This window comes from Paenibacillus koleovorans NBRC 103111 (genome assembly GCF_004000845.1).
GTDB classification, from domain to species: domain Bacteria; phylum Bacillota; class Bacilli; order Paenibacillales; family NBRC-103111; genus Paenibacillus_AA; species Paenibacillus_AA koleovorans.
The window spans coordinates 1-22792 of the sequence record NZ_BIMA01000005.1 but is presented as its reverse complement, the minus strand read 5'-3'; the positions used below and the strand labels follow the sequence as shown (position 1 = coordinate 22792).

The 22792-nt window shown below is 56.8% G+C and carries 18 protein-coding genes; 2 read left to right on the top strand and 16 right to left on the bottom strand.

All coding sequences use genetic code 11. The features are described from left to right. Positions 1 to 5: 5 nt before the first annotated feature. The 7 genes from PKO02S_RS02740 to PKO02S_RS02710 all read right to left on the bottom strand — a co-directional run bounded on the left by PKO02S_RS02740 (position 6) and on the right by PKO02S_RS02710 (position 7198). Complete coding sequence (locus PKO02S_RS02740; protein ID WP_127579556.1) at positions 6 to 755, bottom strand: sugar isomerase domain-containing protein; 750 nt, start codon at positions 753 to 755, stop codon at positions 6 to 8. Positions 756 to 786: 31 nt separating this feature from the next. Then, positions 787 to 1800, bottom strand: a complete 1014-nt coding sequence (locus PKO02S_RS02735) for a BadF/BadG/BcrA/BcrD ATPase family protein (protein ID WP_127579555.1) — start codon at positions 1798 to 1800, stop codon at positions 787 to 789. Further along, a complete protein-coding gene (locus tag PKO02S_RS02730; RefSeq protein ID WP_127579554.1) occupies positions 1797 to 3125 on the bottom strand; it encodes an extracellular solute-binding protein in 1329 nt (442 codons plus the stop codon). The genes PKO02S_RS02735 and PKO02S_RS02730 overlap by 4 nt, the downstream gene beginning before the upstream one ends. A gap of 145 nt (positions 3126 to 3270) precedes the next feature. Next, positions 3271 to 4110, bottom strand: coding sequence for a carbohydrate ABC transporter permease (locus PKO02S_RS02725; protein WP_127579553.1), 840 nt, complete (start codon positions 4108 to 4110; stop codon positions 3271 to 3273). Positions 4111 to 4164: 54 nt separating this feature from the next. Continuing rightward, entirely contained in the window at positions 4165 to 5109 is a 945-nt protein-coding gene (locus PKO02S_RS02720; RefSeq protein ID WP_218033903.1) for a carbohydrate ABC transporter permease, read from the bottom strand. A gap of 222 nt (positions 5110 to 5331) precedes the next feature. After that, the gene (murQ, locus tag PKO02S_RS02715) at positions 5332 to 6261 is read right to left on the bottom strand and encodes an N-acetylmuramic acid 6-phosphate etherase (RefSeq protein WP_246066806.1); all 930 of its coding nucleotides are present in this window, start codon (positions 6259 to 6261) and stop codon (positions 5332 to 5334) included. Positions 6262 to 6463: 202 nt separating this feature from the next. Further along, positions 6464 to 7198, bottom strand: coding sequence for a GntR family transcriptional regulator (locus tag PKO02S_RS02710; protein ID WP_127579552.1), 735 nt, complete (start codon positions 7196 to 7198; stop codon positions 6464 to 6466). A 528-nt stretch (positions 7199 to 7726) separates the two neighbouring features. On the opposite strand from PKO02S_RS02710, the gene PKO02S_RS02705 reads away from it, so the two are divergent. Beyond that, the gene (locus PKO02S_RS02705; protein ID WP_127579551.1) at positions 7727 to 8968 is read left to right on the top strand and encodes a HupE/UreJ family protein; all 1242 of its coding nucleotides are present in this window, start codon (positions 7727 to 7729) and stop codon (positions 8966 to 8968) included. 134 nt (positions 8969 to 9102) lie between these two features. Here PKO02S_RS02705 and PKO02S_RS02700 read toward each other — a convergent pair whose 3' ends face one another. Beyond that, on the bottom strand, positions 9103 to 10386 hold the full coding sequence (locus PKO02S_RS02700) for an adenylosuccinate synthase (protein WP_127579550.1): 1284 nt from the start codon (positions 10384 to 10386) through the stop codon (positions 9103 to 9105). 125 nt (positions 10387 to 10511) lie between these two features. Between PKO02S_RS02700 and PKO02S_RS02695 the strand changes: the two genes are divergently transcribed. Continuing rightward, positions 10512 to 11399 (top strand): LysR family transcriptional regulator, encoded by an 888-nt coding sequence (locus PKO02S_RS02695; protein WP_127579549.1) that lies wholly within the window; start codon positions 10512 to 10514, stop codon positions 11397 to 11399. A 98-nt stretch (positions 11400 to 11497) separates the two neighbouring features. Here PKO02S_RS02695 and PKO02S_RS02690 read toward each other — a convergent pair whose 3' ends face one another. From PKO02S_RS02690 to PKO02S_RS02655, 8 genes are all read right to left on the bottom strand, one after another. Next, positions 11498 to 12829: a replication-associated recombination protein A gene (locus PKO02S_RS02690; RefSeq protein ID WP_127579548.1), complete on the bottom strand. Its 1332-nt coding sequence runs from the start codon at positions 12827 to 12829 to the stop codon at positions 11498 to 11500. Positions 12830 to 12919: 90 nt separating this feature from the next. Beyond that, positions 12920 to 13198, bottom strand: a complete 279-nt coding sequence (locus PKO02S_RS02685; protein ID WP_127579547.1) for a YciI family protein — start codon at positions 13196 to 13198, stop codon at positions 12920 to 12922. Between the two features lie 70 nt (positions 13199 to 13268). Continuing rightward, positions 13269 to 14021 (bottom strand): tRNA threonylcarbamoyladenosine dehydratase, encoded by a 753-nt coding sequence (locus tag PKO02S_RS02680; RefSeq protein WP_127579546.1) that lies wholly within the window; start codon positions 14019 to 14021, stop codon positions 13269 to 13271. Positions 14022 to 14044: 23 nt separating this feature from the next. Beyond that, entirely contained in the window at positions 14045 to 15826 is a 1782-nt protein-coding gene (gene aspS, locus PKO02S_RS02675; protein WP_127579545.1) for an aspartate--tRNA ligase, read from the bottom strand. 32 nt (positions 15827 to 15858) lie between these two features. After that, positions 15859 to 17109, bottom strand: a complete 1251-nt coding sequence (gene hisS, locus PKO02S_RS02670; RefSeq protein WP_127579544.1) for a histidine--tRNA ligase — start codon at positions 17107 to 17109, stop codon at positions 15859 to 15861. A gap of 450 nt (positions 17110 to 17559) precedes the next feature. Further along, on the bottom strand, positions 17560 to 19872 hold the full coding sequence (locus PKO02S_RS02665) for an AraC family transcriptional regulator (RefSeq protein WP_127579543.1): 2313 nt from the start codon (positions 19870 to 19872) through the stop codon (positions 17560 to 17562). Positions 19873 to 19948: 76 nt separating this feature from the next. Beyond that, positions 19949 to 21490, bottom strand: coding sequence for an extracellular solute-binding protein (locus PKO02S_RS02660; RefSeq protein WP_127579542.1), 1542 nt, complete (start codon positions 21488 to 21490; stop codon positions 19949 to 19951). Between the two features lie 293 nt (positions 21491 to 21783). After that, positions 21784 to 22792 (bottom strand): S-layer homology domain-containing protein (locus PKO02S_RS02655; protein ID WP_174819870.1); only part of this gene is annotated, 1009 nt, incomplete at its 5' end.

Sequence of the window (22792 nt, the reverse complement as noted above, 5' to 3'; positions counted from 1 at the left end):
CGGCGTCAGTACCCTTCCTTCTCGTAATTCGCCCAGGCCGTGCTATTGTGTTTGGCCGCGCCCGGCATATGATTGCTCACGTAGACGCTCGGCTTCTTGCCGCGGGCCAGCAGCAGCTCGACGACGCGAGTCTGGATCGCCCACATCATATAGGAAGCGGCGATGCCGGACGACGGGCATAACCCTTGGCCCAGCTCCTCCACCTGCACGACCGTGTCGCCGACTTGGCTGCAGTTGTCGAGCACGATGTCGCATACCTCGTACAACCGTTTGCCCCCGGGATGCATCGGTTGAAGGAAACCCGAATACTCCACCGACGTTAGTGCAATGACGGTAATGCCCATCTCCCGCGCGTAGATCGCCATCTCGACCGGCAAAATGTTGATCCCCGACACCGAGCCGATCATCAGCACATCGCCCGGCATCATCTTGCTCTTCCCGACAATGAAGGCGGGCAAGCCGGCGACTTCGTCCATGAACACCCGCTTCTTCTTGCCGATATCCTCTTCCCGATAGCGAGTCGGATTGTCCACCTCGACCGTCACTCGCACGGGACGCACCGCCATCATGCCGCCCGTCCGTCCGACCGCTTCGTACATGAGCATATGGCCCGTATCCAGCAGGTGCCAGATGCCGCCGTTCTCCAGACTGTCGGCGATCCGTTCGGCCGCCCGTTCGATGTTGTCCAGCTGTGTGCGTTCGATCCGCTCCAACACTTGCTTCATATTCGTAAAATAGTTGTGTACAAGACTCATCTGCGTCACCTCTTGGGAAATGGGAATGGGATTATGCGTTATGGAGGCTATGCCTCAGCGCCGCGAGCACCTCGGCCGACCAGGCGACGCCGCAGGCCCGCAGCGCCAGCAGCAGCGCCCCGCCGAGCGGCGGCAGGAGCGGCTCCGCGACGCGCACGGCCGGGCACAGCTCGGCGAGCCGTGCGGCGAACGGACGCGTGTACCGTTCGCCGATGCGCGGCAGGCCGCCGGCCAGCGCGAGGTCGCACGGCGAGCCGGCCATGCCGAGCCGGGTCGCGACCGACGCCGCCATCTCGGCGAGGCTGCCGCCTGCCGCCGCGAGGATCGCTTGCGCCACGGCGTCGCCTTCGTCTGCAGCCTCGCGCACGAGAACGGTCAGCTTGCTGACGTTGTCGAGCTTGACGAGGCGCTTCAGCTCTTGCGAGGTCGCCGCGCCGTAGTGGCGCAGCAGCTTGGGGGTGAGCGCCGTCGCCGGGCCGCGCTCGTCGTACTGCAGGCCGACGGCCTGCAGCGCCTGCACGGCGATCATCTGGCCGCTGCCGGGATCGCCGATGACCGGCCCCCAGCCGCCGGCGCTTGCCCGCTCGCCGGCCGCATTCGCGCCGGTCACGAACGACCCGGTGCCGGCCAAGGCGACGAGCCCGTATTCACGGCCGAGCGCGCCGTAGAACGTGCTGTCGACGTCGCCGCTGTACGAGACGCGGTCGGGCGAAAGCGCCAACACATCCGCCGCCTCGCTCTCGTAATTGCGGAAGCCCGGCACGCACAGGGCGATATGCACGGGTTGTGCGTCCGAGTCGCCAGTTGCGTAACCGCCTCCGCCCTCTTCGCCGTCGCCGTCGTTTACTACGACGCCAGCATGAAGCTCGCTCCGTACGGTGTCCAGCACCTTACGCAGCGCGTCGAAAGCGGCTTCCCGCCCGACGAAGTTCGGGTTCGAGCCCGGCCCCTCCGCCCGCGCCAGCACACGGCCGGCGAGATCGGCTGCCGCCGCGGCCGTCTTCGTCCCGCCTCCGTCCACTCCGATTACGAACCGCGCCGTCATTTTTTACCCGACAGCACATTCGCCGCCGTCTTCTCAACCGCCGCGACCGAATCGGCCACCGATTTTTGTCCCAGCCACATCAGGTCGAACTGCTTCTGCACTTCGTTATTGAAGTCCGCGCCGTAGACCGGGGTCGGGAACGGTACGCTGTAGCCGAGCGATTCGATGAAATATTTGTTGTCCGGGTGCTGCTTCAGGAATGCCGCCGTGTCCACGCTCTTCGTAGCCGGCAGCCCCATCCCCGTATCGAGAGCGATTTGCTGCGCTTCCTTGCTCGACATGAATTGCATGACGCGCCACGACAGATCCGGGTTTTTGGCGCCTTTCGGAATGACCCACGAGTTGACGAACGATGTGCTCGTCTGCTTATCCTTGCGAGGCAGCGGACGGACCAGATACTCGACCTTCGCTTGCTGGAACGCCGTCGTATAGGACAGCCCGCCTGCGATCATGGCCGCCTTGCCCGCGATGAACACCGCCTGATCGGTTTTGCCGAACTGCTGCGCTTGCGTTTCCGATGGAATCGAGCCGTCCTTGACCGCCATATCCTGCAGCAGCTGCAGCGCGTCGCCGGTTTCTTTTTTGCCGATCAGCGACTTGCCGTCCTGCGTTACCAGCCCGCCGCCCGTAGCGACCAGGAAATGAGTGAAGCCGTCCGCATTTTTCGGGAAATAGAAGCCCCAAGTCGAATCCTTCTTCGTCAGCTGCTTGGAGATGTTGCGGAAATCGTCGAGCGTCCAGTTTGCGTCCGGGTAAGGCACCTTGGCGTCGTCAAACATTTTTTTATTCAGGAACATGACCTTGCTCGTAATATCGCGGGCTACCGCGTACGGCTTGCCGTTGAACGTCAGCGCGTCCGAGACGACCGGGTACAGGTTGCTCGTATAGTCCTTCGTCACGTACTTCTCCAGCGACAGGATCGCGCCTTTATCGGCGAACACCGGCACTTTGTCCATTGCCAGCATCATGACGTCCGGCAGGTCGCCGCCGCCTGCGACCATCGCCAGCACTTTGTCGGCGTAGCCGGTCCCGATCTGCATATACTCGAGCTCGAGATCCTGATTCATCTGCTCGAACTTCGCCTTCAGCTGCTTAAGCGGCTCGGATGTGGTGAAATCCCACCAGGACATCACTTGGACTTTCTTCTTCTCCTTCGGCGGTGTTGCGGTTGGCGAGCTGGAAGTCGTGCCGGCGGACGGCGTCGCGGCTCCCGAATCCTTGGAATCGCCGGAGCTGCCGCAGCCCGTGATGGAAATTACCAGGGCGACGATCAGCGTCATAAGCACCAGCGGGTTGAATCTCGATTTTCGGCTCATTTTCAACATGTCGGATGAACTCCCTTTTTCATAATTTTAATAAAGCGCTTCCTTTTACTTGCTGCACATGGGTGGTTTAACTCAACTATTCTTGCGGTTGCATGTTCGGCGGCGGAACTCCATCACATCCTTTCCGGATCGGACATCTCGGCCTTTATTTGCCGCTTAGACCCGAGGTCAGCATGCTCTTGATAAAATGCTTCTGGAACACGGCGAACACGATGACAAGCGGGATGATCGCCATCGAAGTCGCAGCCATGAGCACACCCCAGTCGTTGACATTGGATCTGAAATAGGAAATTCCGACCTGGATCGGCATCTTCAAGTAGTCGTTGATGACGATGACGGGCCACAGGAACGTGTTCCATTCGGATACGAACGATAAAATCGCGATTGTGGCGAGCGCCGGGCGGGCATTCGGCATGATGATTCTCCACCACACCCCGAACCGGCTGCAGCCGTCGATGATCGCCGCCTCATCCAGCTCTTTTGGAATCGAGAGGAAATATTGGCGCATGAAAAAAATGTTGAACACGAGCGAGCCCTGGAACATCATCGGGACGATGAGCGCCTTGTAATCGTTGATCCAGCCGAGCATCCGCATCAAGGAATAGTTCGGAATGAGCGTAATATGCCCCGGCATCATCATGACGCCAAGCAGCAGCATGAATACGATATCGCGGCCTTTGAAATTCAGTCTGGCGAACGAATACGCGGACAGCGACGCCAGAATGATGATGCCGGTCGGTACGATCAGCGACAGCATGACGGAGTTCAGCAGGAATCGGTAAAACGGCAGCACGGTCCAGGCCCGTTCATAGTTGTGCCAGGTGAAAGGCTTCGGGATCAGGTCGAACGGATTGCCGTTGAATATTTGCGCGCTCATCTTGAAGGAGGCGGTGAACGCCCAGATGAACGGGAATATCATGATGACCGTTATGCCGATCAGGATGACATAGAGGAGCGTCGCCAAGATCGCGCGTCTTGCTTTCATCGAATCTACCTCGCTTTCTTTTCGATAACGGTTGTCTGTGGAGGGAGGTGAGGGCTACATCCGCTCGCGCTCTCTTCGGCGCCGAATGGCGAACTGGACCAGGGTCAGGCTGAAAATAATCAGAAACAGCACCCACGAGATGGAAGCCGCATACCCCATCCGGTACGATTCGAACGCTTCGGTATAAATGTAGTAGAGCAGCGTATTGGTCGATCCTCCCGGACCGCCCTCGGTCATGGCATATACCGCTTCGAAAATGTTGAAGGACTCGATGGTCAGCATAATCGTAACGAAAAACGTCGTGTTCGCCAGCAGCGGAATGGTGATGTAGCGGGCTTTCTGCCACGGGCTGGCGCCGTCGATCGAGGCCGCCTCGTACAATTCGTCCGGAATCGTCTGCAGCCCCGCGATGTACAGAATCATGTAGTAGCCGGTCACTTGCCAGATGCGCATGAGCAGCAAGGCCGGCTTCGCCCAGAACACGCTGCTTAGCCATTGCGGCGGATCGCTAACGCCAATCCCTTTCAGGAGCGTGTTGATCAGCCCCACGTCCGGGTTGAAGATCCACAGCCATACCATGCCGATCGCGATCGTCGAGGTGATGTGCGGCATGTAGTACGCGGCGCGGAAGAAGCCGATCGCCTTGATTTTGCGGTTCATCAGAATCGCGAGCGACATGGCGCAGACGATGCCTGCGGGGACGAGCGTCACGACGAAGAACAGCGTGTTCTTGAGCGCGGCGAAAAATTCTTCGTCCCGCGTGAGCAGCGTGTGGTAGTTGGACAAGCCGGTCCACTTCGGCGGCCGCAGCAAATCCCATTCGGTTAGCGACAAGTAGAGCGAATAGACGAGGGCCGAGTATGTGAAAATCGCTACCCCTATGACGACCGGAAGGATGAACAGCCAGCCGGCTACGCCTTCCCGGTTCAGGAAGCGGCGGATGCGCATGAGCATCGTCATACGCGGAGGCGAGCACGGCTCTGTCGTGGCAGCATGCATGTGTGAGGAACCCCTTTCTATAACCTGTGCGGTTCTCGGTTGTGTTGGCCTGGTTTGATGTTTGAGTTGGTCTGGGTGCAGCGTGTTAGTCCCCGTGTAGTGTGTTAGTCTTGGTTGGTAGTGGAAGCGTAGCGCCATTGGCGGCCGGCAGCTTCGGTTTTGAGTTTTGGGTGTTATGTTTAGTGTGCGATCTAGGTGCAAGTTGTGTGGGTATGGTGCAGGTTAAGATTTCGTGTCCACCGCATGCCGCAGAAATCCTCCGGCCGCGTTCAGCATCTGCCTCGCTTCCTCCGGCGATGCACCGGTGAGCAGGCAGACGATCGCTTGTTTGATGCTCCAGCCCGTCGCTTCTAGCGCCTGCTCGGCGGTTATCTCGTCGACGCCTGCGGCGCCTGCGGCGATCTGCTTGGCGCGGTGCCGCAGCTTCACGTTGGTCGGCTGCATGTCGACCATCTGGTTGCCGTATACGCGCCCGGTTCTAACCATGCTGGCGGTGCTCAGCATGTTCAGCACGAGCTTCTGCGCCGTGCCGGCTTTGAGTCTGGTCGACCCTGCCAAAATCTCGGGGCCGGTGTTCACCTCGATCGCCGTGTCCGCCAAGGCGCTCATGGCGGCATTGGAGTTGCAGGAGATCGAGATCGTGGCGGCGCCAAGCTCGCGAGCGTATTGCAGCGCTCCCAGGCAATACGGCGTGCGGCCGCTGGCGCTTATCGCCGCTACGCAGTCTTCTGGGCGCAGCCCGATTCGCTCCAGGTCTGCCGCACCAAGCTCGCGGTCATCCTCCGCGCCTTCGATCGCTTCCAGCATCGCTTGATCGCCTCCCGCCAGCAGGAAGGATACTTGCTCATGCGGCGTACCGAAGGTCGGCGGACATTCCAGTGCATCGATCACCGCAAGCCGGCCGCTCGTTCCCGCGCCTACGTAGATCAGTCTGCCGCCGCTGTTGAATCTTCCGACGGTCAAATCGACAGCCCGAGCGATTTGGGGGATCGCCGCACGAACAGCAGCCGCTACTTTCTCGTCCTCCTCGTTCATCGTTGTCAGAATGCGCTCCGTCGACATCAGATCGAGGTCTGTAGAGCTCCCATTCGCCTGTTCGGACGACAAGCCTTGCAAATCGCCGGTCGGCGGACGTTCCATACTCATGCTCATAGGCGTATAGTCCTCGCTTTCTCTCCCAAGCTAACCGATCGATAGATTAGGTGGATTATACGTATAGACCACTATATGTATACATCTATACGTCCATACTAACAGAAGATCTTTTCACTGAAGGTTAAGATTATATGAAGATCGTTGTGCTCTGTCTGCTGTCGCCTCACCTCCTTCAGTAATTCATCCCGCTAGCCCAAGGCTAGCGGACCAATTCCGCGTGAAACTTGTAGCGGTCTCCCGGGTAAATCGATTTGACAAACTCGTAAGGAACGCCTTCCTGATCGCAGGTCACCCGCTTGATCAACAAGACCGGCACCTCGGGGCTGACATGCAGCAAATTCGTCTCCCGCGGAGTCGGCATCCCTACCTCTATTGTCTGCGTAGCGGAGTACGGCTTGACGCCGAACTTGCTCTCGAGCAGTTGGTAGAGCGATACGCCCTCGAAGCTTTCCCGCTCCAAACCTTCGAACCGTCGCAGCGGCAAATGCGTCACTTCCAGCGCCATCGGCTTGTTGTCGGCCAACCGGACACGGGTCAAAATAATGACCGCTGCGCTTGGCTTCAGTCTTAACGCTTCCATCACGCTCGAAGACGGCTGATTCACAACCACGTCCACAACGTAGGCGCCTGGCTTCATCCCTCGGCTCACCATGTCTTCGCTGAAGCTCGTCAGCTTGAACAACCCTTGGTTGATCTTGGGCTGGGCGATGAATGTGCCTTTGCCCTGCTCCCGAATGAGCCGTCCTTCGTTGACCAGCTCCAGCAGCGCCTGCCGAACGGTCATGCGGCTGATCTCGAATTTCTCGCTAAGCTCGCGCTCCGACTGGATGCTGTCGCCGGGCTTCATTTCGCCGCTCTCGATCAGCTCGATCAGATGCTGCTTCAGCTGAAAATAAAGCGGGACCGGGATATTTTTGTTCAGAGTAGGTTTCATGTACAGCGACCAACTTTCTATCCTTGTTCTAGCAGTCGACCGTCAATGATGTAGACGTATAGACCACTATATGTTATATATAGTTTGACAAACGTTTTCATATTCCTTCCGCCGTGTTGAAAAAATTTAAAGTTTTTTTAAGAAGGGAAGTGGGGCCCGGAGGGCGGTATGCCGGTGCGGGGATTGGTTAGCGGACGGCGGGACGGAATAGCGAAGGTAGAGGTGGTGGAGGTGGTGGAGCGGACATAGGAGCCCTTATTGTGTTCAATCAGGGGGCAATCCGTGTTTTGGCGGACACAGAAGCTCTTATTTCCTCTTCTGATGCTCGAAAACCTCAATTTTAGGCGAAATAGCGAATCGTATGTCCGCTCATCTGGCATTATGGCCTCTTTGTTCACAAATAGCGGCTTCTGTGTCCGCAGCCTCGTTTCGCCGTAATCCATCGAGCTGCACAGCTACACCAACGCTTCTCATACATCCAGATCTACCCGCCATGAAGACGAATCGACATGCCAAGGAGGATCGTTTATGTATGTTTTGCATTTGCACCCCTTCAAACGTTTAACTAGATCGGTTTTGTTCACCATCGCCGTTTTTGCGCTCCTTTTCGCCGCCTCCGCCAGCGCTTCCGTCTCCGCACATCCGCTCAGTGTCAGCAATACAGCCTTGCAAGTGACGGCGGATTCCCTCCTGCTGCAATTCTCCATTGACGACTTGTCCGTTATCGAATCTGTGCCGGGAGTTGACCGGAACCGCGATGAGGCTTTGGAAGACTCCGAAGTGTCGGCCGGTCAGTCGGCAATTGGAGCTTGGGTTGCCGATAGCTTGACGTTGAAGGCCGACGGCACCGCGCTCCAAGGGCGGGTCATCGACATCGCGTTGCTGGCTAAAGGCGGGAAACGGATGGTCGTCAGTGAACTTCGTTATGACAAGCCGGCTTCCGCAAGCGCCGTTACCTTGCAAGATAAGCTGTATACGACCGACAACAATACTACATATGTAAACTTGCTCGTCGTTCGGTCCGGAAGCCATGTCGCGGAGCGAGCATTGAACGGCTCCGGCTCCGGCCGGCTGGCGGCCTTCACGGTTGACGATCGAGGTATCCGCTGGTCGACGACTGGGGATGGCGTTTCCGGTGGGACTGCTTCCGGGGCCAATCCTGCCGCAACGGGAAAAGGAGCCCCCGCTTCCAGCGAGGCTCCGTCCAGTTCCGATTCCGGAGCATCCGACTCCGCTTGGTACTCCTTTTTCCTTTTAGGCATGCATCATATTTTGACCGGCTATGACCATCTGCTGTTCCTGCTTGCCTTACTGCTGCGCAAACAGCCGCTCCTCGATTACGTCAAAATCGCAACGGCGTTTACTTTGGCCCACAGTCTGACCTTGACGCTCGCCGTGCTCGGCTGGAACCCGATGCCCGGCAAGCTGGTCGAGATTTTGATTGCGCTCAGTATCGTCTACGTCGCAGTCGAGAACATGATGGGCTGGAACCGGGGCCGCCGCTGGCAGCTGACATTCGCCTTCGGGCTCGTGCACGGGCTCGGCTTCGCGGGTATTCTCGCCGAGCTGGACATCCCGAAATCGCATCTCGCCGCTTCGCTCGTCAGCTTCAATGTCGGCATAGAGGTTATGCAGATCGGGCTGATCGCGGCGGCCAGCCCGTTTCTGGCGCTGTTCCAGCGCAGCCGGATTTATCCGCGCGGCTATGCGCTCGGCTCCACCGCGATAATCGCGGTGGGTGGCTTTTGGGTGGTGGAGCGGCTGCTTTGAATGACAGAGTGGAAGCTGGTTACTCGTCCGAACCGGGTAATTCTAATCAACACTCTGCGTCCAGCACAGCACAAGCGGGTGGTGGCGGCAGCAAGACGCTGGGCTTAATGTTGCCACGGGCAGCAGTAGTACGGCTACCCGCGATCGATCAGCTGCTCGCGGCGCGGGCCGACGGACACCCAGCGGATGCGCACGCCGATGAGCTTCTCGAGCTCGAGCACGTATTGCTGCGCCGCAGGCGGCAGTTCGGCGAACTGGCGTGCAGCCGAGATGTCGGTGTTCCAGCCGGGCAGCGTCCGCAGCACCGGCCGCGCCTCGTCGAGCCTCGCCGAGACGGGGAACTGTTCGGTGTGCGCACCGCCGGCGAGCTCGTAGGCGGTGCACACCGGGATGGCGTCCAAGTAGCCGAGGACGTCCAGGTTCGTCAGCGCGACCTCGGTCGCGCCTTGCACTTCGCAGCCGTAGCGCGTCGCGACGGCGTCGAACCAGCCCATGCGACGCGGCCGGCCGGTCGTGGCGCCGAATTCGCCGGCGTCTCCGCCCCGGCGACGCAGCTCGTCGGCGGTGTCGCCGCTGAGCTCGGTGACGAACGGGCCGGCGCCGACGCAGCTGGAGTACGCCTTCGTCACGGCGACGATGCGCGTAATCGAAGCCGGCGGCACTCCGGCGCCGACCGTCGCGAAGCCGGCCAACGTCGAGGAAGATGTCGAGAACGGGTAAATCCCGTGATCCGGATCGCGCAGCGCGCCTAACTGCCCCTCCGCCAGCAACTGTTCACCACGGGCGAGTGCGTCGCGCACCAGCTTGCCCGTATCGCATACGTAAGGGGCGAGTCTGGCTCCGTCTTGCAGTAGCTTCCCAATCAAGTCGTCGGCGCTGAGCGGTGTATGACCGTATAGATGCGGCAGCAGGACGTTCTTCGCTGCCAATGCCGCTTCCAGCCGCTCGCGCAGCCGCTGCTCCTCGAACAGATCCGCCACCTGCACGCCCAGCTTCAAATATTTGTCCGAATAGAACGGCGCGATCCCTTTTTTGGTCGAACCGAATTGACGATCGCCGAGACGCCCCTCTTCCAGCTCGTCGAACAGCTGATGGTACGGCAGCACCAGCTGAGCTCGGTCCGATATACGGATATCCGGCGCCGGCACTCCTTTGGCCAGCAGCTGCTCCAGCTCCTTGAAGAAATCGCCCGTATGGAACGCCACCCCCGGCCCGATCACATTGATCGCCCCCGGCGTAAACACGCCTGAAGGCAGCAAATGCAAAGCAAACTTGCCATACTCATTTATGATTGTATGTCCCGCATTGCTGCCGCCTTGATAGCGAATAACGATCTTCGACTGCGACGCCAGCGCATCCGTCATTTTCCCTTTGCCTTCGTCTCCCCAGTTCGCTCCTACAATTGCCGTAACCGGCATATAAATCATCCTCCCCAACACTTGGATTCGGTTGTGTCCTTTTCCCAGTTCCCATTATAATGAAAGTGTAGGCATTAGAAAAATGAATCCTTTTCATACATTACATTAGCGAGGTTTATGTCGAGATGATCGAAAATTTGGAGAGTTACCGCGTTTTCTATATGACGGCACGAACCGGGAGCTTTACGAAGGCGGCTGAAACGCTGTACATTACACAGCCTGCCGTGAGCCACGCGATCAAGCAGCTGGAGACGAAGCTGGGCGGCCCATTGTTCGTACGGATGCCCAAAGGGGTGAGGCTGACAGCCGAAGGAGAAGTGCTGTATCGGTTCATTGCTCAGGCGTATCAGCTCATCGAGACCGGGGAAAAGAAGCTTGCGGAGATGCAAGCGCTGGAGCAAGGGGAAATTCGCATCGGGGCGGGCGATACGCTGTGCCGGTACTTTTTGCTGCCCTATCTGGAGCAATTTCATCGGCTGTACCCGTCCATCCGGTTCCAAGTGACGAATCGCACAACGCAAGAGACGATCGGATTCCTGAAAGAAAGCGCGATCGATTTCGGCATCGTCAATCTCCCGCTGGAGCAGCACGATCTTATGCTGGACATTCGAGAGAGCATGGAGCTGCAGGACGTCTTCGTCGTCAGCCCCGACGCTCCTTATGAGGTGCCGACCGGTCCCGCTCCGATCCGAATGCTGGCGGACTATCCGCTCATCATGCTGGAACGAGGCAGCAGCACCCGCAGCTACGTCGATAGTTTCGCCGCGCGGCACGGGCTGGAGCTGCAGCCGGAGATCGAGCTCGGCAGCATCGAGCTGCTCGTCCAGTTCACGCGGATCGGCCTCGGTCTCGCCTGCGTCATCCGCAACTTCATCGAGGACGAGCTGCTCGCCGGCACACTGCAGGAGGTGCCGCTGGAGCCGCCGATCCCGCCCCGGCGCGTCGGCCTCGTCACGCTGCGGGACGTTCCTTTGTCTTCGGCTGCCCAGCAGTTTATGAGCATGTTGCCGTGATACGGTTGTACAGGGATTAGTTTTGAACGGGTCCATTTTGGCACCAACTCGGCTAGGATCAGGCACGTTGAGCTTGTGTCTAAGCTTATTCCCTTTTCTCAGCCCTTCTCTTCCTCGCGGCGGCGAAGCTGCTGGTTTTGCCGCATTTTGTCCTCCATCCCCTGCTCGGTTGCAAGGAAGAAGCGCTCCCCGTGCACGGAGTCGGGCAAATACTGCTGCGCTACAAAATGGCCCGGATAGTCGTGCGGGTACTTGTACCCGACATGCCCAAGCTGGGCCGCGCCTTTGTAGTGCGCATCGCGCAAATGCAGCGGCACATTGCCGAAGCCCGGACGGTCGAAGGCGTCCATTACCCGGGAAATGGCCATCGCCACCGAGTTCGATTTCGGGCTCTCGACGGCGAACAGGATCGCCTGCGCAATGTTGTACTTCGCTTCCGGCCAGCCGATTTTGCGGAACGCGTCGAGCGCCGAGACGGCCTGCACCATCGCCTGCGGGTTGGCGAGGCCGATGTCCTCGCTGCAGGCGACGATCAGCCGGCGAATGAACACCATCGGGTCCATGCCGAGGTTCTCTACGGCATGGAGAAACCAATACAGCGCAGCGTCGCTCGAGCCGCGCACGCTCTTGTGGAAGGCGGACAGGACGTCGTATTGCGCCGACTCGTCCGCCTTCACCGTAGGCCGCCGGATCGATTCCTCGGCCGCCTCGAGCGTAATGCGGATCGTCCCTTCCGCATCCGGCGCCGTTGTGAGCGCGGCCAGCTCGAGCGCGTTGAGCGCCCGGCGGATATCGCCGCCGGCCATACGCGCGACGTGCTCGAGGGCCGCCTCGTCCGCGGCGATCGGCAAGAAGCCGAGGCCGCGCTCCCGGTCCGCGAGCGCCCGCTGCATCGCCGCGAGCGAATGCTCATGCGTCAGCGGCTGCAGCTGGAACAGCGTCGAGCGCGACAGAAGCGCCCCGTTCACGTAATGGAACGGATTCTCCGTCGTCGCGCCGATGAAGACGATGACGCCCTGCTCGACGGCAGGCAGCAGCGCATCCTGCCGCGAGCTGTTGAAGCGATGCACCTCGTCGAGGAATAGGATCGTCTTGCGCCCATACATCGCCTTCGTCTGTTTCGCCTGTTCGATCACTTCGCGCACATCCTTCACCGAAGCGTCAACCGCGTTCAGCCGGACGAAGTCCCCTTTCGTATGCTTCGAAATAATATGCGCAAGCGTCGTCTTCCCCGTCCCCGGCGGGCCGTACAGCAAGATCGATGACACCTGATCCGCCTCAATAGCCCGCCTCAGCAGCTTGCCCGGGCCGACGATCTGCTCTTGGCCGTAGTACTCCTCGAGCGACTGTGGCCTCATCCGATCGGCTAGCAGCTTGCCGGCGGAGGAATTCGACTCATGCGTAGAAAACAAATCGAAATCGTCCCTCATCTGTCCGTCCCCTCTCCTATACGGAAAGCAGCAAGAGCCGCCATCCTGCGATGACAGCTCTCTTTTCTGCGCTCCCCTACCAACACTCTATTACTCCAAGCTCAACCGCCCCGGCACCATATCCCACTCGTGGATCTCATACCGTCTGGCCCCAGTCGTCACATATGGATCCTCTATCGCCAGCTTCTCGACCTCGGACACGTCGTTCGCCCAGTACAGCACCATGCCGCCCCAGCCGTCGACGAATCGACCGTTTGCGAAAATGCGCCCTTCCGCCCGCTTAACATCCAAGTACGCCAAATGCTCGGGACGGTGAACCCGGCTTTTCTCCTCATCCTGCATAAACAGAAACACCGCGAAAATTTTCATTTGCTATCCGACTCCCTTCTCCTACTCGCCACATCACTTGCTTCGCCGAAAAGCTTGCGAAGCCCGTATTCTAGGCCTTTCCCGCTTTTTTCAACAAATCCTGCACGGCCACACTCACCATAATAAGCCCGGCGACCGGCGGTACAAACGCATTGCTTGCTGGAGGCTGCTGCGCTTTGCGAATTTCCGGCGCATTTTCCGGCACGATCCGTTGGGTAACGTCCTCGCGCGGCTTCATCGGCTCCTCCAGCGAGTACACAACCTTTACGCCCTTTTTAATACCCGCCTTGCGCAGACGCTGCCGCACAACACGAGCGATCGGATCCATCGACGTCTGGGAAATATCGGCCACCTGGAACTTGGTCGGGTCCATTTTGTTGGCCGCGCCCATGCACGAAACGATCGGAATTTTCCGTTCCAGGCATTGCTGGATCAAGTGAATCTTATAAGATATCGTATCTGATGCGTCAAGCACATAATCCAGCGGATAGCTGAAAAATTGCTCGTATGTCTCTTCCGTATAAAACATCCGCAGCGCGATGGCGTCGCACTCGGGATTGATCAGCTTGATGCGGTCGCGCATCAGCTCCGCCTTGGGCTGGCCGACCGTCGTCGTCAGCGCGTGAATCTGGCGGTTGATATTCGTGATGTCCACGACATCCTTGTCCACCAGAATGATGCGGCCGACGCCGGTCCGTGCCAGCGCCTCCGCAGCGATTGAGCCGACGCCGCCGATGCCGAGCACGGCAACGGTGCTGCCGCGCATCTGGTCCAATCCTTCCGGCCCGATCGCGAGTTCCGTTCTAGAAAATTGATGCAGCATAATCGATCCGTATCCTCCGAATCTTATGATTTGCCCGTCGGCTGCTTCAGCGCCAAGCGGATCGACAGATCGTCCAGCTGCTTCGCATCCACCTCGGACGGCGCGTTCATGAGCAGGTCGGTCGCGCTTGCCGTCTTAGGGAAGGCGATCGTCTCGCGCAAGTTCGTGCGACCGGCCATCAGCATGACCAACCGGTCGAAGCCGAACGCGATGCCGCCGTGCGGAGGCGTGCCGTACTCGAACGCGTCGAGCAGGAACCCGAACTTCTCGCTCGCTTCTTCCTTGGAGAAGCCGAGTGCGGAGAACATCTTCTCCTGCACGTCGCGGCGGAAAATCCGCATCGAGCCGCCGCCGACTTCGTAGCCGTTCAGCACGAGATCATACGCTTGGGCACGAATTTGCCCCGGGTCGCTGTCGAACAGCGGCAGGTCGTCTTCATGAGGACGCGTGAACGGATGATGCTCGGCCACGTAACGCTTCGACTCTTCGTCGTAGCTGAGCAGCGGGAAGTCGATGACCCAGGCGAACTTGAACTCCTTGTCGTTGATCAAGCCGAGGTCGCGGCCGATCTTCAGACGCAGGTTGCCCAGCACGTCGGCGACGACTTTCTTCGTGTCGGCGGAGAACAAGAGCAAGTCTCCTTCTTCCACATTCAGACGCTCTTTCAACGCTTCGATTTCTTCCGGGCTGAAGAACTTGACGATCGGCCCCTTGAACTCGCCGTCTTTCACTTGAATCCAAGCCAAGCCCTTGGCTCCATAACGAGCCGCGAAAGGCAGCAAATCGTCGATTTCCTTCCGGCTCCAAGTGCCGCAGCCTTTGGCGTTCAGCGCCTTCACTTGGCCGCCCTTCTTGATGACACTGGCGAAAACTTGTACGCCCGACTCCGCCACAATATCGGAGATGTCTTGCAGCTCAAGACCGAAGCGCAGATCAGGCTTGTCGGAGCCGTATTTGCCCATCGCGTCGGCATAGCTCAGACGTTGGAAAGGCAGCGGGATGTCCACACCGAGCGTCGACATGAAAAGCTTTTGTACGAGCTGCTCCATCATGTCAAGCAACTGGTCGCGGGACAGGAACGAAGTCTCGATGTCCACTTGCGTAAACTCAGGCTGACGGTCAGCGCGCAGATCTTCGTCGCGGAAGCAGCGAGCGATCTGATAGTAACGCTCGAGGCCGCTCACCATCAGCAGCTGCTTGTAAATTTGCGGCGATTGCGGCAAGGCGAAAAACTCGCCCGGATGCACGCGGCTCGGTACGAGATAGTCGCGCGCGCCTTCCGGCGTGCTCTTCGTCAAGATCGGCGTCTCGATCTCGAGAAAGCCGTTGTCGTCCAGGAAGTCTCGGAAAAACTTCGCCGCCTTCGAACGGAGCACTAACGTCTTCTGCATTTCCGGCCGTCTCAGGTCAAGGTAGCGGTATTTCAGGCGAAGCTGCTCGTCGATCTCCACGCCGTCTTCGATGAAGAACGGAGGCGTTTTGGCCGCGTTCAGTATTTCAATCTCATGAGCCTGCACTTCGATTTCGCCGGTTTCGAGGTTCGGGTTGAACGTAGCCGGGTCGCGCTGTACGACTTTGCCTTGCACCGCGAGGACGTACTCGCTGCGGGCTTTGTCCGCCACTTCGAGCGCTTTGCCGGAGAATGCCGGGTTGAATACGACTTGCACGATGCCGCTGCGGTCGCGCAGGTCGATGAACAGGACGCCGCCGAGGTCGCGGCGCACTTGCACCCAGCCGTTCAGAATAACGGACTGGCCGATGTGCGATTTGTCCAATTTGCCGCAATGATGGGTTTTCAGTAGCATAATTGTTGCCTCCTAGGGGTTTGTTCACTAAATTACTTGTCGCTTAACGCGGTAACCATCTCTTCAAACGTAACCTTGACTTGCTCGCCGGTCGCCATGTTTTTCAAAGCGATGACGCCCTGCGCAAGCTCCTCGTCGCCGATAATCGCAACGAACCGCGCCTGCATCCGGTCGGCCGACTTCATCTGGGCTTTCATCTTGCGGCCCTGGTAATCTTTCTCCGCCGTCAACCCTGCCGCCCGCAACCGGAACAGCAGCTTCGCCACCTCGGCTTCCGCCTGCTCGCCCATGCCGATCATATACGCATCCAGCGGACGTCCGGCCGGAATCGCGACAGCTTGCGCCTCCAGCACGAGCAGTACCCGCTCCAGGCCAAGCCCAAAGCCGACGCCAGGCTGATCGTCCCCGCCGATTTGCTCCACCAATCCGTTGTACCGGCCGCCCCCGCTGATCGTATCGATCGCGCCAATGCCTGCGCACTTGTACTCGAACGCCGTGTGCGTGTAGTAATCGAGTCCCCGCACCATACGCGGATTGATCTCATACTCGATGCCCATGTCGGTCAGGTGGCGCTGCACCTTCTCGAAGTGCGTGCTGCACTCCTCGTCTAGAAAATCCAGAATCGAAGGTGCGCCTACACCGTGAGCCTGGTCCTTCTTGCAGTCGAGGATGCGCATCGGGTTGCGGTCATAACGCGACTGGCAGTCTTTGCACAGCTGGTCCTTGACCGGCGCGAAAAACTTTTGCAGCTCCTCGCGATACACCGACCGGCACGAAGGATTGCCGACCGAGTTGATCTCGACCCGCACGCCCTGCAGCCCAAGCTCCTTATAGAACAAGTAGCCCATCGCGATCACTTCCGCATCCAGGCTCGGATCGGTCGACCCGAACGCCTCGATGCCGAACTGGTGAAACTGCCGGTACCGGCCGGCCTGCGGCTGCTCGTAGCGGAACATCGGGCCGATGTAGTACAGCTTGGCGATGTCCGGCTCCCCGTACAGCTTGTTCTCCACATAAGCGCGAACGACGCCGGCCGTCCCTTCCGGACGAAGCGACATGCTGCGGTCGCCTTTGTCGAGGAATGTGTACATCTCCTTCTCGACGATGTCGGTCGTCTCGCCTACCCCGCGCTGGAACAGCTCCGTATTCTCGAAGATCGGCGAGCGGATTTCTTTGTAATTGAAGCGTGCGCAGATGTCACGCGCCTTCTCCTCGATGTACTGCCACTTCTCCACCACGCCCGGCAGCAAATCCTGTGTGCCTTTCGGCTTTTGAATGCTCATCGTGCCATACCCCTCTCCACCTTTTCTCTCCCGTCCGGGAAAAACAAAAAAATCTCCCTCCCCGACTGTTGTCAGGGACGAGAGATTCGATTTCGCGAAATCACCCGTGGTGCCACCCACATTCGCGCCTGCAGCCATCCGACTTCGTTCATCGGCGTCCGCCCGGCACGCACTTCACGCGGTTAACGCCCGCCTACGCACAACAGCTACTGGTTCGCCGCCTTCAGCTAAGGCAACGCGTGTTCACCATCGGTTCTCCGGGATGTCTGTTCGTTCGGTCATAACCGGAAAGCTTGCAGCCGAAGGCTTTCCTCTCTGCGGGTTTGGCGCCGAAGTACTTGTTCCCATCAATGAATCCCATATATTAGTTTGTATTGTAACTTTGGCGCGTCGGAAAGTCAAGAAATCGCAGCCTAATTGTCGAAAAAAGCTTCATTAAATGTCGCTCCCTCATTTCTGTTGAAATTTCTCCCGATATTGACCCGGAGTCATCCCTGTAATTCGGCGAAACGTACGGATAAACGAGCTTGTATTCGTATAACGCAGTCGATCGGCAATCTCAGATACTTTGTCCGTCGATGTCTCAAGCAAGTTTTTGGCGATGGTCATCCGGTATTCGACGAGATAATCGACGAAGTTGACGCCCATCTCCTTTCTAAATACCCGGCTCAAATAAACCGGATGAAAATTCAATATAGACGCGCACATCTCCAGCGATAATTCTTCCTCATAGCGCTCATGAATCATATTGATCATTTGATTGGCTATTCCTAAATATTGCGACTCCGCTCGCTGCTCCAAGAATGCAAACAGCGGATCGAACAGCGCCTGCTTGAACCATCGCACGATTGCATCCAGCGTCGTCAGTCTAAGGAACTCCTCCACCGTAGCGCCTTCGCCTAGCGCTTTTTGCACGGTGCTGCCCTGTTCGTGCACGAGTTGATACATCTTGGTCACAAGCTGCAGCATTAGTACGGGGTATTCATTAAAATGAACATCTCGCACAACGATCGTCGCTATATATTCGCTGAATAAAGCGTCCGCTTTCTCCCTGTTGCCTTGCTTCACGACTTGCACAAGCTGATCCTCCATAAACTTGAGATGCGCGTAGATGGCGGTCTTCATTTCCTTGCCGCTTTCAATATCCTCCGCATGAATGATCAGATCGCTGCCCAGGCTGATTCTTACCTTCAACGCTTCCAGACTTTCCGTGTACGCCTTCATGGCATCGGTTATGCGCTCGAACGGCCTGCTGATGCCAATGCTGACAGTCAAATGCAAATATTCGTCCACCTTCGCCTTAATAATGCCGGCAAGTTCATGCAGCTCCTGTTTTTGCGCGGCCGCATTATGATCCCCTCGCAGAAAGAGCAGCGTCACCTGCGACTGGCCAAGCACAATGGGACTAAACGAGCGTTCCTCGTTGACCAGCTCGCCGACAATATTGTTAATGGCGAACAGCAGCAGCTCGCGATCGTGCTCGCCATAACGCGTGGACTGCAGCGTATCGATCTGCAGCGTCAATACTCCGAGCTTTTTCCATTCCGTTGGCAGCCCATACATCGTCGAACGATACGCATCGTCACTCTCCGACAATTGACCGGTAAACAGCTTCAGCATAAAAAATTCTCTTAGCTGCACATATTGTCCACGAACTTGCTGCTGAAGCTGTTGCCCTTTGCTGGATAATTGCCGCAGCCGATCTTCGATCCATACAAATTCATCCTTGCCTTGGCCCGTCGCCGGCCGGCTTTCTCCCGACGACTCCGGCTCAATCTCCCGCGTAAATTCAAACAACCGATGGACTGGTGAATATATACGGCGGCTTCCATAAAATCCAAAGCTCGCTACAGCCAACAGAATCAGCAGACACACAAAAAAGGTAATCCAGCCGATATTGCGCGACTGCTTCGTAATTTCACTGATCGAAACAACCGAAGCATACACCCAGCTGTTGTAAGGCGAAACGCGGTACGTCACAAGGACGTTTTCCCCTTCACGCTCCATCTCGAAGGAGCCTTGACCGACCGCATCAAGCTGGGAAGCTGAAAAAATTTCCCGAGCTATGGTGCCACGGTCCTCCTTCCCTTCTTCTTCGCCAAACAGGAAATCATGGCCCTTCTCATCCAACACCATGACTTCTCCGAAGTTCACCGATTCTGTCAACAACTGCTTGATCTCGTTTTTAGGCAATTCGGTCACAAGCATTCCTTGAGGTCGCTCTGCTTGTACAAACGGAATTTTCAGCACCATCCGGATGATGTCCTGAGGCAACTGCTCGGTGCTGTACGACTCCTCTTCCATCACCGGGGTAATCCAGGTCAGAGTGTTCGGAAGCCTGGCATATGCCACTAGTTCGTTGTAGTTCGACAACGAGTCTATCGGCTGAAAGGAGCGGAAGTTGATCGACCAGCCGCTATCCAGGCTCATCAAATACGCCTCGCTGATACTGCCGAACGACTGCAGGCTGTACAGCCCCTGCGACAAATCACGAACTTGCTGGTAATCTTCCGGAGTCAGCGTCTGTGTCATCGATTTCAAGGTCAATGGAGAATTGGCTAACTGGACAGCCGAAAGCTCCAGTGTCCGCATCACTTGCTCCACCCGCATCCGCGTCTGCAGCAATATTTGCTCATTTCCCTCCTTGACCTTTTCCTCGATGTCGCTGGAAGCAATCAGGTAAGAAATAACACCTATAAAAATAATAGGTAATGCACCTAGTAAAATACTGAACGAGAGCAGTCGCAACAAAAACTTTGACATGGTGCACCTCCCTTGGTTGCATTTCGGCTTCTTATACAAATGCGGCCGACACCTTAGGGAGAGCAGCCGCAGGGGGTTATGGGATTAACTTGGACCGCGCGTATGAAGCGTTAAGCTCTTCGATAATGAGGTCTCCGCCGTTTCTCTGCCATTTCGTCACTTCCGACTGGAAGCCGGCTTCATCCATCTGACCCATAATAAATTTAATAGTGGCGTCATCTATTATTTTCCTCATCTCGGTCCCACGAATGGTCAACGTGTCGGAGACCAGAGCTTCCGCCGGGTTAGTTACGACGATATTGTCATTGTCGAGCGTAAGCGCCTCGTACTTCTCGCGCAGCGGATCGTTGGCAGCTTTCAGGTTCTTCAACTCGAGACCGACGATCGAGTCGAGCGGACGAACCTCCTGCTCGAATGCATCCTTCGCATCCAAGTTCTTCTCGAATTTGTTGTCTCCGAGCAGCTTGTAATGAATTCCCTCAATGCCGATTTTCAACAGATTGAACACTTCAACGGTATTCATTTTGTCCATCACGGCAAGAATTTGCTTCAGCTCCTCTTCCGTCTTGATCGACGTTTTCGGAAAAGCAAAAATGCCATTATGACCCGCCTGCGCCCATACTGCTTCTTTTCCGTCAGGACCTGCTATGCGGTTGAAGATATCGATTTTAACGTTCGGATTTATTTTCAAGCTGTCATTGTACAAGTTTTTACCGTCTACCATATTGCCGACATACAGCCCGGCCTGGCCTTTAGAGAACTTTTCCCATTGCTGCGTTTTGCTCGTAACCGCAAAATCGTCGTTCATCAGCTTCTCTTTGTACAGCTTATTAAAAAACTTCAAAGTTTCGGTATACTGCGGAAACATAAATTCCGGCAATAGCTTGCCGTCCTTCCAACCCCATTCGTTCGGAGTACCGAAGTAGGAGGACACCGTCTTGAACGCGCCGTATTTCAGATCAAAACGCTCTGTCAGGCCAAATGTATCGTTTTTGCCGTTTTTGTCCGGGTCGTTAAGTGTGAACGCTTTCAATACGTTAAATAGCTCATCGATCGTCTTGGGCTGCTTCAGACCGAGATTGTCCAGCCAGTCCTGACGGACGACAACGCCTTGACGAGATAGCGGACGTTCCCGCGGAATCCCATATATTTCTCCATTTATTTTAATATGCTCCAGCGTCGTTGGATTAATTTGGTTCAGGTTCGGATAATCCTTCAGCCGCGATCCGATCTCCCAGAACATGCCGGCCTTCACCGCGCTCTGAAACGATGACATCTTGATGTCCTGTACCCCTACGATTTTAGTCAGGGTGCCGGACGCAATCGCCGTATTCAATCTGTCTTCCTTGACCGCATCCGGCACCCATGTAATCTCAAATTTAGCGCCAACCTTCTCTTCAACCAGCTTCAGCACCGTGTCTTTTGGAACAAATTGGGTATACAGAGGCGTCATCCAAGTAATTTTAATGGGAGCCGCCATGGAGCTTGTCGAGGAAGATGAACGTTCCGCGCCATTTTTTGCCGCTTCCTCATCCCCTCCGCATGCGGTAGCAGCTACCGAGGCTGCCGCAACAATCGAGACTATTGGCATCCATTTCCTCTTTGCCGACTTCTCCATGACTCGACCCCCATATGTTATATAATTTTCCGAAAAATGTATAACTTCATATCGACAATCAGCCGAATAAACTAGGAAGGTCTTCTAAGCTTAAGGCTGATGCGAGATCACGTCAATCCGCAAGATTTAATAATTGCCCGACACGAATCCAGACTGACTACCCAAGTTAAAAAAGGAGTATCGAGTGCAAAAAATGCAATAGCCTTTCCGGTGCCCAAAAGGAAAGACTGCCGGGTCTTCCGGCAGCCTGTGATGTCGGACGATAGCTCCCGACACTTCATTTGTATTTGTCTCTACGTCAACGAGTTAATCAAAGCAGCGATTTCAGGATTCAATTTTATGGAGCGCAGCAATACGGTTAAAGCTTCGGCACGAGTCGAGTTTTGGTCCGGTGCAAAGGAACCTTCGCCTGCGCCGTTAATAATGCCGGCCTTTGCCGCCGCTTCGATCTGATCCTTATTCCAAGAACCGCCGATATCGGTAAACGCCGTACTGCTTGTTCCTTGAACATTGGTCAGGTTAATAATTCTTGCGATAATGGCAACCATTTCGGCACGGGTAATGTTAGCATCCGGTTGGAACGTGCCGTCTTCGTACCCGTTGATGATGCCATTCGATGCAAGCGCGAGGACCGCTTCCTTAGCCCAGCTTTCATTGATATCGCTAAATTGGGCATCCTTCAATTCGCCCGCGCCGATATTGAAGATTTTGGAAACGATAGTTGCAAACTCGCCGCGTGTAATTTGAGCATCCGGCTTAAATGTGCCATCCTCGTAACCATTAACGACCCCAAGCTTCGAAAACACCTCAATGCTCTCAACCGACCAATGATTCGATACATCCTGGAACGTTATTGAATCATCACTGGCAGCTTGTATTTTGCCTTCCAGAACCTCCTTCAATAAGGAAACCGACTCGGGTTGGCTCAGATCGAAAGCCGGTTTACCCGGGGTTGTCGTTACAACCGGCGCTGTTGAAGGTGTTGGTGTTGGTGTTGGCGTTGGCGTTGGCGTCGGCGTCGGTGTTGGCGATGGTGTTGGCGTCGGTGTTGGTGTTGGCGTCGGTGTTGGCGTTGGTGTTGGCGTCGGTTCCGAAGGGGTAGTCGGTTCATTGTCCGCTACCGTTGTAACCGTTACGCTCGGCCCGGTTGAAGTCCAGTTGCCTGCCATATCCCCGGCCTGAACTGCGAAAGTATAGACTGTTCCCGCCGTGAGCCCGGTAACATTAAAGCTGGATGCTTCACCCGTCAATGTTGTAAGCAGTGTTGAGCCTCTGTACACCTTATAGCCGGTGACCCCTACG

Bases quoted from the DNA above. Each gene is read 5' to 3' on its own strand.
- PKO02S_RS02740 (WP_127579556.1), bottom strand. From the start codon at position 755: ATGAGTCTTGTACACAACTATTTTACGAATATGAAGCAAGTGTTGGAG.
- PKO02S_RS02735 (WP_127579555.1), bottom strand. From the start codon at position 1,800: ATGACGGCGCGGTTCGTAATCGGAGTGGACGGAGGCGGGACGAAGACG.
- PKO02S_RS02730 (WP_127579554.1), bottom strand. From the start codon at position 3,125: ATGTTGAAAATGAGCCGAAAATCGAGATTCAACCCGCTGGTGCTTATG.
- PKO02S_RS02725 (WP_127579553.1), bottom strand. From the start codon at position 4,110: ATGAAAGCAAGACGCGCGATCTTGGCGACGCTCCTCTATGTCATCCTG.
- PKO02S_RS02720 (WP_218033903.1), bottom strand. From the start codon at position 5,109: ATGCATGCTGCCACGACAGAGCCGTGCTCGCCTCCGCGTATGACGATG.
- murQ (WP_246066806.1), bottom strand. From the start codon at position 6,261: ATGAGCATGAGTATGGAACGTCCGCCGACCGGCGATTTGCAAGGCTTG.
- PKO02S_RS02710 (WP_127579552.1), bottom strand. From the start codon at position 7,198: ATGAAACCTACTCTGAACAAAAATATCCCGGTCCCGCTTTATTTTCAG.
- PKO02S_RS02705 (WP_127579551.1), top strand. From the start codon at position 7,727: ATGTATGTTTTGCATTTGCACCCCTTCAAACGTTTAACTAGATCGGTT.
- PKO02S_RS02700 (WP_127579550.1), bottom strand. From the start codon at position 10,386: ATGCCGGTTACGGCAATTGTAGGAGCGAACTGGGGAGACGAAGGCAAA.
- PKO02S_RS02695 (WP_127579549.1), top strand. From the start codon at position 10,512: ATGATCGAAAATTTGGAGAGTTACCGCGTTTTCTATATGACGGCACGA.
- PKO02S_RS02690 (WP_127579548.1), bottom strand. From the start codon at position 12,829: ATGAGGGACGATTTCGATTTGTTTTCTACGCATGAGTCGAATTCCTCC.
- PKO02S_RS02685 (WP_127579547.1), bottom strand. From the start codon at position 13,198: ATGAAAATTTTCGCGGTGTTTCTGTTTATGCAGGATGAGGAGAAAAGC.
- PKO02S_RS02680 (WP_127579546.1), bottom strand. From the start codon at position 14,021: ATGCTGCATCAATTTTCTAGAACGGAACTCGCGATCGGGCCGGAAGGA.
- aspS (WP_127579545.1), bottom strand. From the start codon at position 15,826: ATGCTACTGAAAACCCATCATTGCGGCAAATTGGACAAATCGCACATC.
- hisS (WP_127579544.1), bottom strand. From the start codon at position 17,109: ATGAGCATTCAAAAGCCGAAAGGCACACAGGATTTGCTGCCGGGCGTG.
- PKO02S_RS02665 (WP_127579543.1), bottom strand. From the start codon at position 19,872: ATGTCAAAGTTTTTGTTGCGACTGCTCTCGTTCAGTATTTTACTAGGT.
- PKO02S_RS02660 (WP_127579542.1), bottom strand. From the start codon at position 21,490: ATGGAGAAGTCGGCAAAGAGGAAATGGATGCCAATAGTCTCGATTGTT.